This window comes from Marivita sp. (genome assembly GCF_965656765.1).
Taxonomy (GTDB): Bacteria; Pseudomonadota; Alphaproteobacteria; order Rhodobacterales; family Rhodobacteraceae; genus Marivita.
Genome location: NZ_CBFHLV010000015.1, coordinates 1 through 12,063, shown reverse-complemented (window position 1 = coordinate 12,063; position 12,063 = coordinate 1). Strand labels below are relative to the sequence as shown.

The 12,063-nt window shown below is 57.8% G+C and carries 12 protein-coding genes; 7 read left to right on the top strand and 5 right to left on the bottom strand.

The features are described from left to right. Positions 1–65: 65 nt before the first annotated feature. Positions 66–908, bottom strand: a complete 843-nt coding sequence (locus tag ACTG4M_RS06430) for a TIGR00730 family Rossman fold protein (RefSeq protein WP_439122820.1) — start codon at positions 906–908, stop codon at positions 66–68. 72 nt (positions 909–980) lie between these two features. Between ACTG4M_RS06430 and ACTG4M_RS06425 the strand changes: the two genes are divergently transcribed. After that, positions 981–1,898: a threonine/serine dehydratase gene (locus ACTG4M_RS06425; RefSeq protein WP_439122819.1), complete on the top strand. Its 918-nt coding sequence runs from the start codon at positions 981–983 to the stop codon at positions 1,896–1,898. A 123-nt stretch (positions 1,899–2,021) separates the two neighbouring features. Further along, positions 2,022–2,849: a 2,3,4,5-tetrahydropyridine-2,6-dicarboxylate N-succinyltransferase gene (gene dapD / locus ACTG4M_RS06420; RefSeq protein ID WP_439122818.1), complete on the top strand. Its 828-nt coding sequence runs from the start codon at positions 2,022–2,024 to the stop codon at positions 2,847–2,849. Between the two features lie 27 nt (positions 2,850–2,876). Here the strand turns inward: dapD and ACTG4M_RS06415 are convergent, their stop codons facing one another. Next, complete coding sequence (locus tag ACTG4M_RS06415; protein ID WP_439122817.1) at positions 2,877–3,272, bottom strand: rhodanese-like domain-containing protein; 396 nt, start codon at positions 3,270–3,272, stop codon at positions 2,877–2,879. 114 nt (positions 3,273–3,386) lie between these two features. On the opposite strand from ACTG4M_RS06415, the gene ACTG4M_RS06410 reads away from it, so the two are divergent. After that, positions 3,387–3,737 carry a hypothetical protein gene (locus ACTG4M_RS06410; protein ID WP_439122874.1) on the top strand — a complete coding sequence of 117 codons (351 nt, stop codon included), beginning with the start codon at positions 3,387–3,389 and terminating at the stop codon, positions 3,735–3,737. On the opposite strand, the gene ACTG4M_RS06405 is transcribed toward ACTG4M_RS06410, so the two are convergent. Next, the gene (locus ACTG4M_RS06405) at positions 3,734–4,813 is read right to left on the bottom strand and encodes a Hint domain-containing protein (RefSeq protein ID WP_439122816.1); all 1,080 of its coding nucleotides are present in this window, start codon (positions 4,811–4,813) and stop codon (positions 3,734–3,736) included. The two genes, ACTG4M_RS06410 and ACTG4M_RS06405, sit on opposite strands and share 4 nt — an antisense overlap. Further along, positions 4,810–6,381 carry a Hint domain-containing protein gene (locus ACTG4M_RS06400; protein ID WP_439122815.1) on the bottom strand — a complete coding sequence of 524 codons (1,572 nt, stop codon included), beginning with the start codon at positions 6,379–6,381 and terminating at the stop codon, positions 4,810–4,812. The genes ACTG4M_RS06405 and ACTG4M_RS06400 overlap by 4 nt, the downstream gene beginning before the upstream one ends. A gap of 271 nt (positions 6,382–6,652) precedes the next feature. On the opposite strand from ACTG4M_RS06400, the gene dapE reads away from it, so the two are divergent. Genes dapE through rnr form a run of 3 tightly spaced genes read left to right on the top strand, consistent with a single transcriptional unit; the run spans position 6,653 to position 10,563 of the window. Further along, on the top strand, positions 6,653–7,801 hold the full coding sequence (gene dapE / locus ACTG4M_RS06395) for a succinyl-diaminopimelate desuccinylase (RefSeq protein WP_439122814.1): 1,149 nt from the start codon (positions 6,653–6,655) through the stop codon (positions 7,799–7,801). Then, positions 7,798–8,226 (top strand): GNAT family N-acetyltransferase, encoded by a 429-nt coding sequence (locus ACTG4M_RS06390; protein WP_439122813.1) that lies wholly within the window; start codon positions 7,798–7,800, stop codon positions 8,224–8,226. The genes dapE and ACTG4M_RS06390 overlap by 4 nt, the downstream gene beginning before the upstream one ends. Before the next feature lie 48 nt (positions 8,227–8,274). Further along, positions 8,275–10,563, top strand: coding sequence for a ribonuclease R (rnr, locus tag ACTG4M_RS06385; protein ID WP_439122812.1), 2,289 nt, complete (start codon positions 8,275–8,277; stop codon positions 10,561–10,563). On the opposite strand, the gene ACTG4M_RS06380 is transcribed toward rnr, so the two are convergent. Further along, on the bottom strand, positions 10,538–11,260 hold the full coding sequence (locus ACTG4M_RS06380) for a glutathione S-transferase family protein (RefSeq protein ID WP_439122811.1): 723 nt from the start codon (positions 11,258–11,260) through the stop codon (positions 10,538–10,540). The two genes, rnr and ACTG4M_RS06380, sit on opposite strands and share 26 nt — an antisense overlap. A gap of 81 nt (positions 11,261–11,341) precedes the next feature. On the opposite strand from ACTG4M_RS06380, the gene ACTG4M_RS06375 reads away from it, so the two are divergent. Next, on the top strand, positions 11,342–12,049 hold the full coding sequence (locus ACTG4M_RS06375) for a helix-turn-helix transcriptional regulator (RefSeq protein WP_439122810.1): 708 nt from the start codon (positions 11,342–11,344) through the stop codon (positions 12,047–12,049). Positions 12,050–12,063: the final 14 nt, after the last annotated feature.

Genomic DNA, 12,063 nt, shown 5'->3' with positions numbered 1-12,063 from the left:
CAAATACCGAGGCGAGACTAACCAAGCAGGCTTTACACACTCCTAACGCGGGCGAGACGCGCGGATCAGCGTCCTGGAATATCGCTGCGTGCCGGAGCCGGATCCCAATTTTCGATAATCTCTGCCGCCTCTTCTGCGGTTTCGACAAAGCGGAACAAATCAAGGTCTTCTGGGCTGATCGTACCCGCATCAGCAAGCGCATCCCAGTTGATGATCTTTTCCCAGAACGCCCGACCGAACAGCAGGAACGGCACCCGGTCCATACGACCTGTCTGGATCAAGGTCAGCGACTCAAACATCTCGTCCAGCGTGCCAAAGCCCCCAGGGAAGACGCAAATCGCACGTGCGCGCATCAAGAAATGCATCTTGCGGATCGCGAAGTAGTGGAAGTTGAAGCACAGCTCTGGCGTGACATATTCGTTCGGGGCTTGTTCGTGGGGCAGCACGATATTGAGACCGATGGATTTGCCACCCTCATCCGCCGCACCGCGATTTCCGGCTTCCATAACGCCTGGCCCACCGCCCGTGACAACGACAAACTCGCGGCCGTTGGTATCGATGGACTTGCGGGTCATCAAGCGGGCAAAATCGCGAGCCTCGTCGTAGAAATGCGACAGGTCGGCCAGCGTCTTGGTCCGCGCTTTGTCAGCCTCAGACGGGCGCGGAATGCGGGCTCCGCCGAACAGAACGATGGTGCTCTCGATCTGGTGTTCATCAAGCATCAGCTGTGGCTTTAGCAATTCAAGCTGGAGCCGGACCGGGCGCAGTTCTTCGCGACACATGAATTCATCATCGGCAAATGCCAGCCGATAGGCCGGCGATCGCGTCTGCGGCGTATCCGGCACATGGCTTGCCGTGCTGCGGTCAAGTCCAGCGTCACGGAAGGGGCTGTTGCGGTGATCATTCATAGGGATCGGCTCCTTGTTCGACTGGCGTCAGACCTATAGCGTCCGCACCAAAGTGACCAGAGAGACGCAATTATGGATTGGCAGGACAGTATCACTGCGGCGGCGGAACGGATCGCTGGGCATGTTGTGGAAACACCTGTGCTGCGCAGTACCGTCTTTGGACGTCCTATCGACCTCAAGCTAGAGCAGATGCAGCACACCGGCAGCTTTAAAACACGCGGCGCGTTCAACACGCTTTTGGCGTCGGACGTGCCAGTGTCGGGGGTTGTCGCCGCCTCGGGTGGAAATCATGGAGCGGCGGTGGCTTATGCAGCGCAAAAGCTTGGCCATCGGGCACGCATTTTTGTTCCAGAGATCGCCGGCGCGTCAAAGATTGGGCTGATCGAACGCACTGGCGCGGAATTGACTGTGGTGCCTGGCGAATATGCCAATGCTCTCGAGCTTGCCGAACGCGAAGCGGCGGAAAGCGGCGCGATGCAGATTCATGCCTATGACGCGCAGCCAACCGTCGCAGGTCAGGGGACGGTATTGCGGGAATGGGACCGGCAGGGGCTTGAAGCAGATACGGTTCTGATTGCTGTGGGTGGCGGCGGTCTAATCGCAGGGGCGTTGGCGTGGCTTGGCGGCCGACGCAAAGTTGTTGCGGTCGAGCCGATGACATCTTGCGCGTTGCATGCCGCTCTGGAAGCGGATGGCCCTGTGGATGTTGCCGTATCCGGCGTGGCTGCAAATGCGCTTGGTGCGCGCCAGATTGGGAGCATTTGTTTCGATTTGGCCAAAGCGGTCGGAGTCGAAAGCGTGCTTGTCTCAGACGGCGCGATTGTCGAAGCGCAGACAGCTTTGTGGCAGGCGCATCGGTTATTGGTGGAACCCGCCGGGGCAGCCGCTTTGGCAGCAATGATGTCAGGCGCATATGCACCGGCGCCCGGAGAACGCGTTGCCATTCTGGTATGCGGCGGCAATATCGCGCCTGATCCGATCAGCAGTTGAGCCCTTTTCACCAAGGCCAAGATCGCATTTTCCGCTAGGCCAACACGCACATACATTGCGCGTCCACCTCTTGCAGCTTATAGGCAAGGCGATTTCGGGGATTACCACGTGAGGAGCGTATCCATGTCCAACGCACAGCTTGAAACCGCCATCGAGGCCGCGTGGGACGCGCGCGATACGATCACATCGTCAACCGGTGGGGAAACCCGTGAGGCGATCGAAGATACTCTGAACGCACTCGACAGCGGTCAACTGCGCGTGGCCGAACGTCAAGACAACGGCGTCTGGCATGTGAACCAGTGGGCTAAGAAGGCCGTGCTTCTTGGCTTTCGTATCAAGGACATGGAACAGCACGATAACGGCCCGCAAGGCGGCGGTTGGTGGGACAAGGTCGACAGCAAGTTCAAAGGCTGGGGCGACAACCAGTGGAAAGCCGCAGGATTCCGCGCCGTGCCGAACTGCATTGTACGCAAATCGGCGTTCATTGCGCCGGGCGTGGTTTTGATGCCGTCGTTTGTGAACCTTGGTGCATATGTTGACGAAGGCACGATGGTCGACACTTGGGCAACGGTGGGTTCCTGCGCACAGATCGGCAAGAACGTGCACCTGTCCGGCGGTGTCGGCATTGGTGGCGTGCTTGAGCCGATGCAGGCAGGTCCGACCATCATCGAGGACAATTGTTTTATCGGCGCACGTTCCGAAGTGGTCGAAGGCTGTATTGTTCGCGAAGGGTCCGTTCTTGGGATGGGCGTATTCATCGGTCAATCGACCAAGATCGTCGATCGCGAAACCGGAGAAGTGATGTACGGCGAAGTGCCGCCCTATTCTGTTGTCGTCGCCGGGTCGATGCCGTCCAAGAACAACATCAACCTCTATTGCGCGGTCATCGTAAAGCGAGTTGACGAGCGGACACGCTCCAAGACGGGTATCAACGAACTATTGCGCGATTGATCCAAGCGGTGCGTGCGAGCACGCGCCTTATCCCTTTTTGGCGGGCTTCTCACCAACCGGGCCGCCCGCCTTTTTCCAGCCGCCAAAGCCGTCATTGATGTGGCTGACATTTTCCAATCCCATGTCTTGCGCCACTTGCGCGGACAGAGCTGATCGCCAGCCCGACGCACAGTAGAACACAAACCGGTTGCCAGTTTGAAACTGCGGCTTGGCGTAAGGACTCTCTGGGTCGATCCAAAATTCCAACATACCGCGCGGGCAGTGGAATGCGCCGGGGATCATCCCTTCCCGTTCCAATTCTCGAGGATCGCGCAGATCGACAAAGGTCACTCCATCCTGACCGTGTAGACCCATTATTTCGGATGCTGGTGCATGTGCGACGACTTCATTGGCGGCAGCCACCATGTCTTTTACGGATTTCATATCATTCCTCCCGGTTTTGCCCGCAGTATGCGCAGCAGGGCGGCGGCAACAACCCTCGACGCGAGGCGGGTTTCGTGGCACATGCAGCGCGCACCCTTACTGACAGGCAGTTTCATGACCGACAGCCCCAAAAAACCGAAGAAACCGCATTCGGTTTATACTCTTGTGGTCGAGGTGGGCCGCAAGACAGGCGATGGCCTGCCCAAAGGAGCCACCGGTGCTGGGCTGATGTGTTATGCGTCCGGCGTTGATGAGGCTGAAGCGGTGCGTGAAACTGTGGCGATCCTCAAACAGGCGGACATGGCACCCTTGGACGTGACCGGCTACGGCACATTGGAAGAGCGCAAAGAACAGGGTCACGACATCGAGGCCGACGAGATCGCGCTGATGCAAAAGGCGCTAGATGAAAACGCAGTGATCGTCGCGCAGGTAACACCTTATTTCGGCGACAAGGACAAAGGTTAGGCCGCGCGGGCCTCGGCCAGTGTGATCGCTTCGAACGCGCGCAATACCTGATACCCGGCCCGGTGATGTTCGGGCAAAAGTGCGCGGGGCAGGTCGTTTAGGACAGAGGCGTCGAGCAGTGTCTTATCGCGCCGCATGCGACCAATATAGAGCGATTCAAGCGCCGCATCTGGAATGCGAACCGCGTCATGATGCGGCAAGAGCAGTTGGTGATATGTCACAAAACGCGGAGCAGGTTCATAATGTCCAGCGTATCCGTTGACCAAGGCCGAGGCGGGGATAAGCACCTCTTCGCGGCCGAACAGGTATTCAACCTCGGGGCCGCTGACCAAAAGCCGTTGGTGGCGCGATACCACAACATCCTGCGTCAGGCCAAAGTAAGGTGCCCGAAGACGAACAGAGCGGAATGATCCAAGGCTCGGCACCTCGCGGGCGATGGTGTGCAGAACAGGCACCAGCTTGCCGCTGGCAGCGCGCACGACATCGCCCTGGCGCAACGATTTCGCAAAACGCAGACCTTGCGCTGTGTCCACCCGGACCGAAGGGGACAGAGTCGGCATCGGCCCGACCGGTTCGATGTCGGTGGACAGGGCGACAAAGATCACATCCGGGTCGATGTCGGTCAGGCCTTGCGGCCGGGCCAAGGCCGTCAGATCAGCCAAAAGCGGTGCGCGTGTCATGGCGAAGTGTCGGATCAGAACATGCTCGGTTTCCGGACGGGCAACGACAAGTCGCCCTAATTGCTTGGTCACATCCCAGCTGATCGTCACCTGCAACGTATCGGTCCGAGCCTCACGACCGCGTTCGACGACTTCGTGCACGACGTCATCACCCTGAGCGATCACCAGAACAACGCTGCCATGCGGTGTGGACATCAGAGAAAAACTTGTGGGTGCTGTACCATCCTGTTTGTAACTGAGCAGCGTCTGAGGTCGTCCATCCGGCGAAAGGCGGGTTTCCAGAACCACCGAACCGCGGGGTACGCAGGCACGCGGGCGGCGGCCCAAAATATCCTCGACTTCATCCCGAACCCACGGGTCGCGGGTCGCGCAGTCCAGCAACGCGAACCAACTCATGCCGCGGTTCCAAACAGCATCTTGGCTTCGTGCTTTTTAAGGATCTGACGTGCTGCGGTGCCGTAGCCTTCGCCGGTTTCCAAATCGAGATCCGGAAAGAGGCTGGCGATCTCATCGACCACATCATCCTCGAAGGCATCCATCGTCATTGGGCCAGGCAAAAAGCTCTCAGTGGCCAGACCGTTCGACATGACGATCTCGTGCTGATCAAAAAGCAGGTGAACATAGGTCACGCTGCCGCCTTCGACGGTTTCAACAGTGCGGCCGTTGATCAGATGTTTTGCGGCAATCAGAACCTCTGGCGTGCCAAACACCAAATCCGCCAGTGGATCACGCACCAGAATACGGTGTTGTGGAGACAGCATCAGGGTCGTGTGATCTCCGAACGTGCCAGCTGCCACGCGAACTGGGGCAAAGGCCCCAACGGCGGCCACGCTACGTTGTCCGATCCAGCGTAAGGGTTGCAGACCGCGATCCAAGGTGCAGATCAAATCGCCTGGGCGCAAGTCTTCGACACGTCGTTTTCCAAGTTCCGTGTTGATCAGCGTTCCAGCAACGAAACAGGGTACGGTTGCCAACGTGACAAAGCCAACATCGGTTTCGCCGGTGGAGCTTTCGACTTCATATGTGAAGTTCACGGTTTCAAGGTCGGAATCCGTCGTGACAGAGAACGTGCCATCCGCGTTCAAAGTCACAACTTGACCAGTTGTAAGCGTCACGCTGTCACCAGCCACGACAGCCACACCATTTATGTGAGTGATGGTCATCGTGCCGCCGGAATTGTTGACGTCATTGGCGAGCACATCAAGCGTCTTGGTCTTGTTGGCAACTGTCGTCAGAGCGTCAGACTGCGCCACAAGATCCGTTTGAACCGAATCTGCTGCAATGAGCAGGTTGGAATCGTATTGATTGTCCCCCACATCCGCGATGCCGATACGGATGGAGTTAACCTGATCTGGGATCACCTGCATGGTCATCGTCAGACTTACGGTAAAACCATCCATTTCGGTGTTGTAGTCATCACCCGTGTTATCGCGGAACAGGTTGATGTTTTCTGTTGTGTTGAGGTTGGCTGGATCGACGTCCCCATTGCCCGCTTGAATATCAACCTGTTGACCGTTGACCCAGACGCCAACAAAATCCTGAAAGACCGAGTTCGTAAATTCGGGAAATTCCTCAGAGGAAAACACGAAACGCATGGTCATGAGATCTTCGTCAGGAATGAAGTCGATATCGAGGAATGACGCGTCGTAAGTATTGTTGCCCGCCGCACTGTTGAACGTGCTGTTGTTATTGGGGCCGCTGCTTCCTGACGTGGTTGACGCGCTTTGGTTGGGATCACCGCTTGACTGCGTAAAGCGGTCCACGCGACCGGTCGACAAGATTACGCCGGTATCGCTGGGTGTCACACCCGGCGCCAAGGCATCACCGTCACTGAAAATTGCGGACGCCCTGTTATCACCCGTATAGCTTGCCCCGACCACGGAAACGCCGCTTCCGAATATTTCCTGTGCCATCGCCAAAGCGCTGGCATTGGTGGTGTATGTAAGCTCTGCGCCTGTCGCCATTTTTGCCTCAAACTGACGCGAGGCACATATCCTTGACGCTAAAATGCCCGACCGGTGTTTTCACCGTATCACGCCCGTCAAAGGATCGCTGCTCTGCCTCAAGCCATTTATTATTGTTAACAAACGGATAACACGGCAAAGCACCTTCTGTCATCCACGGCGAGAACAGGCTGGCTTGATGGTATCAGCCAATTGCGTCCTTTTCGCCACATTTGCCTCTGGCGGAACTTGGCGATAGCCAAGACCAAATGCTGAATAAGGGGCCAAACCGATGTCGAACACTGATCCCGTTGACCTGACCGCAGCGCTTGTCCGCTGCCCCTCTGTTACACCTGAGGAAGGTGGCGCGCTAATTTTATTGCAAAGCCTGCTTGAAAAGGCCGGGTTCATCTGCATCCGCGTTGATCGTGACGACGTTTCCAACCTTTTTGCCCGCTGGGGTGACAAAGGGCACGCCCGGACATTTGGGTTCAACGGTCACACGGATGTGGTGCCTTTGGGCAATCCCGACGACTGGTCCATGCCGCCCTTCGGAGCTGAAATCAAAGACGGAATGATGTATGGGCGCGGGTCAACTGACATGAAATCAGGCGTCGCGGCCTTTGCCGCCGCCGCGATGGATTTTGTCCAAAACACGCCGCCTGATGGGGCCGTGATCCTGTCGATCACCGGCGACGAAGAAGGGGATGCCATTAACGGAACAATGGCACTGCTGGATTGGATGGAAATCAATGAAGAACAGATGAGCGTTTGTCTGGTCGGTGAGCCCACCAGCCCCAACCACATGGGCGAGATGATGAAGATCGGGCGGCGCGGATCTATGAATGCCTGGTTCACGCTGACCGGCAAACAGGGGCATTCGGCCTACCCGCATCGCGCCCTGAACCCGATGCCCGCGATGGCACGGCTGATGGACAAGCTATCGTCGCATGAGCTTGATCAGGGCACGGACCATTTTGATGCATCAACACTTGCAGTGGTGACCATCGACACTGGCAATGCCGCAACCAATGTGATCCCGGCAGAAACCCGCGCCTGTATCAACATCCGGTTCAACGACATCCACACCGGCGAAGGTCTTTCCTACTGGCTCCGCGATGAGGCAGCCAAGGTCGATGCCGAATTTGGAACCAAGACTGACCTCAAGATCAAGATTTCAGGCGAGGCGTTCTTGACACCTCCGGGGCCCTTGTCCGATCTGATCGGCAAAGCGGTTGAGACGGAAACAGGTGTAACACCCGAGCTCTCAACAAGCGGCGGCACGTCGGATGCACGGTTCGTCAAGAACCACTGTCCGGTTGTCGAATTCGGGCTGGTCGGCAAGACGATGCATGCGGTGGATGAACGTGTCGAGGTTGAGCAGATCCATCAGCTAAAGGCGATCTACACACGCATCCTTCAGGACTATTTCGCGCAATGAGACCGATCATTTCACGGGTCGAGGATCCGATTGACTGCTTTACCGTCCGGCATCACGTGTTTGTTGACGAACAAAAGGTCCCCGTGGAACTGGAACGCGACGAATTGGACGCGACGGCAATCCATTTGCTTGCCACGGCGTCCGGCAAACCTGTTGGTGCTGCGCGCATCGTGCTGAAAGACGAGATCGGCAAAATTGGCCGGGTGTGTGTTTTGCATGAAATGCGGGGTACCGGCCTTGGGGCTGCGCTGATCCGCGAGGCCTTGATGATCCTACGTAAAACGCCCGGCATTACCCGCGCCGCGCTTGGGGCGCAGATCGATGCTTTGGGGTTTTACGAAAAGCTGGGCTTTGCCGCTTATGGCGACATCTTTGACGATGCCGGGATCGATCACCGCATGATGGAGCTCTGCTTCGACGAATAGCGTGACTTTCGCCATGACGTGCTCCCATGCGCGTGCTACCTGAGTCGCATGAGCAAACTGCCGACAAAGGCGGACATCCTTGACTGGATCGCCGCCAACCCGACCCTCACCGCGAAGCGTGACATCGCCAAGGCCTTTGGCATCAAAGGCGCAGCGCGGATCGACTTGAAACGACTGCTCAAGGAACTTGAGCATGAGGGTCACCTTGAGAAGCGCAAGAAGACTTACCGCGACCCTGATCGCCTTCCGCCTGTAAGCGTGTTGCAGGTTAAAGAACCGACCCCCGATGGCGACCTGTTTGCCCGTGCGTTGGAATGGCATGGCGAAGGGGTGGAGCCCATCATCCTCGTGATCCCCCGCGCCTCTGATCCGGCTTTGGGTGAAGGCGACCGCATTCTTGCCCGGCTGCAGGTGGTGCATGAAGAAGATCACAATTACGAAGCGCGCCTGATCCGCCGGATTGGATCGAACCCGCGCAAGGTGGTCGGGATTTTTGCCAAGGTGTCTGAAGGCGGGCGGATCAAACCAATCGACAAAGGGTCAGACAAGGAATGGATGGTCGCAGCCGATGCTATCGGCGGGGCGAAAGACGGCGAGTTGGTCGAGGCAGAACAGGCTGGACCTGCAGGGCGCATGGGCCTGCCACGGGCGCGGATCACCGAACGACTTGGCGATCCGTCTGCGCCGCGCGCGGTGTCCTTGATTGCGATCCACCAACACGGCATCCCTGACAGCTTCCCCGATGATGTGATCGCCGAAGCGGACGCGATGAAGCCAGCAGGTCTCAAGGGACGCGAAGACCTGCGTGACATGCCACTGATCACCATCGACCCAAGTGATGCGCGCGACCACGACGATGCATGCTACGCGCATCCCGACGACGACCCCAAGAACGCCAGCGGTCATGTGATCTGGGTCGCTATCGCGGATGTGTCTCACTACGTAACGCCGGGGTCTGCGCTTGACCAAGAGGCGCGCAAGCGGGGCAACTCCAGCTACTTCCCTGACCGGGTTGTGCCAATGTTGCCAGACCGGTTGTCCGGCGATCTGTGTTCGCTGCACGAAGGCGTGCCACGGGCCTGTATCGCAGTGCGGATGGTGATTGACGCGCATGGTGAAAAGATCAGCCACAGTTTTGTGCGTGGTTTGATGCGGTCGCCCGCATCTTTGAATTATCAAGAGGTTCAGGCCGGGATAGATGGCGCGCCGAACGACAAGGTCGCGCCAATGATGGACGATGTAATCCGTCCGCTTTACGCTGCCTATGCCGCCTTGGTTGAAGCGCGCAAACGCCGTCAGCCGTTGAACCTTGACCTGCCAGAACGCAAGATCGTGCTGGCTGAGGATGGCACGGTAAAGTCAGTCAATTTTGCAGACCGTTTGGATGCCCATAAACTGATCGAAGAATTTATGGTGCTGGCCAATGTCGCCGCTGCCGAAACCCTGATCGCCAAACGCACGCCGCTCTTGTTCCGTGTGCACGAGGAACCACCGCCCGAGAAACTGGAGTCGCTGCGCGAAACCGCCGAAGCGGCCGGCCTATCATTGGCCAAGGGACAGGTTCTCAAAACTGCGCAGTTGAACCGTCTTCTGAACGATGCTGCCGGATCGGACGAGGCCGAGCTGATTAACATCGCCACACTGCGGTCGATGACGCAGGCCTATTACAACCCTGAGAATTTTGGCCATTTCGGCCTCGCCCTTCAGAATTACGCGCATTTCACATCACCGATCCGGCGCTATTCTGATCTGACCGTGCACCGGGCGCTGATCAAGGCGCATGGGTGGGGCAAAGATGGATTGTCGCCCGAAGACATCGATAAGTTGGAGGCAACCGCGCAGCATATCAGCGACACGGAACGCAGGTCGATGATGGCAGAGCGCGACACAACGGATCGCTATCTGGCGTCATTCCTGTCGGACCGCATCGGAGCAGAATTCGGCGGGCGCATCAGTGGCATCGCGCGCTTTGGTGTGTTCGTAAAGCTGGACGAAACAGGTGCTGACGGGCTGATCCCGATCCGATCACTTGGCAACGAATACTTTCATTTTGATGCTGATGCAGCGACGTTGATGGGGTCTGACACTGGTATTATCATCAGCCTGGGCCAGCGCGTAACCGTCAAATTGATTGACGCAGCGCCCGTCACAGGGGGCATCGGCCTTGAGCTATTGACGCTCCAAGACGCGGAACTGCCCGCCGGTTCGGGCAAAGGCCGTATGGGGCGCGGGACACGCCCCAAGGGCAAGGGCGGACCTAAACGCAAAGCGGCTAAGGCGAAAAAGAAAGACGCCAAGACCAAGCGCAAGGTCACGCGACGGCGGCGGAACGGCTGAGGTTTGGATAAAGCGCGGCCCGTCCACGCTGGATATATCCCATCAGTGTTTCGTTTCCGCGCACCGCACGGCGGATCGCCGTATCTGCGGGCAAACTGGCAAGCATGCTGAGAACCGGCACCGCGATCGTATCCGGGGCGGTTGGGTGATCGGCCAGTAGAAAGGGTTTGTCCCACAGCATGTCCGTCAGGCAATCAAGATCCGGTGTCAGGCATTGCATCCTCTGCGCCTCGGACATGCGAGCGAACCCTTGACCTTTTAGACCATTGCGCACCTGCCGCCGCACCATATTGGCCAATACGGGCCGCACCGCGGCTGGGACGGTGCCAAAGGCAATTGGCATCAACTTGGCCCAACAGGCATCCACCAACCAACGGTCATGCGCAAGTGCCACACGCAGGTGTTCCTCGATCATGCGGATGATGGCATGGCCGTGCACGCGGTCTTTGGTCGCCAAACCGGGATAGAAATCGGCGCCACGCTCTTCCAAATAGGACTGAATGAACCCGCTTTCCGGAATCAGTCCGTCGGGCGTTTGCAACGCCGGAAGACGGCTCAAGGGTGTGGCGGAAGGGGTGCTTGCATAATCAGGCTGCCAGTCTTCGCCTGCCATGTCCAACTGGATCATGGTCTTGACGCAGAATGGGCTGAGGCTTGGTTCGTCAAAGCCTTCGGGATAGGTGATAAGAGTGAGCATATTTGCCTCCAAAGAACGCTGAGGTCTGCGTAGCGCAAGCTACTGTCACTTTTTGTCAGCATTGTTTAAGACAATTGGGACATGAGCCGCACCCATCGCCTTTTTCACTTGATGCAAGCGCTACGCACTTTGCCAGCGCCCGCAACGGCTACGCAGCTGGCCGACGCGACAAGCGTGTCACCTCGCACGCTGTATCGGGACATCGACACGCTGCGCGAATTGGGGGCAGTGATCGATGGTGAAGCAGGGTTCGGGTATACCTTGATCGAAGACGTACATTTGCCCCCGCTTGGCTTCCAGGAAGACGAGCTTGAAGCGCTGGTTCTGGGTCTGCGTGAGGTGGCTGCTGTCGGCGACCCTGCCTTGTCTGATGCCGCCCGCAGCGCACTTATGAAGCTGCGTGCACGCCTACCCGAAAGGCAGGCGCATCGTCTGCGCCATTCGGTTCTCGTGGCCCATCGGTTCAACCCGCCAGCTCCGCCCACCATCGATTCAGGCGTGCTCAGAGAGGCGTGCTGGCAAGAACGGATCGTTAATTTCGCCTATACCGATAAACACGGTACTTCGACATGGCGCGAGGTCAAACCACTTAGCATCATGCTGTTCGACCAATCGCATTGCTTGCTGTCGTGGTGTCTGATGCGCGATGCGTATCGGGCGTTCCGGTTGGACCGCATGACGGAGCTGACCGTTACAGACCGTTCATTCCGTCCTGACCGGGTGCCCTTGCTCAAGACTTATCTGGATAACCTGAATGCAGCGGCAGGAGATCGCTTGGTTTCGTTTTGATTGCTTCGCAAATG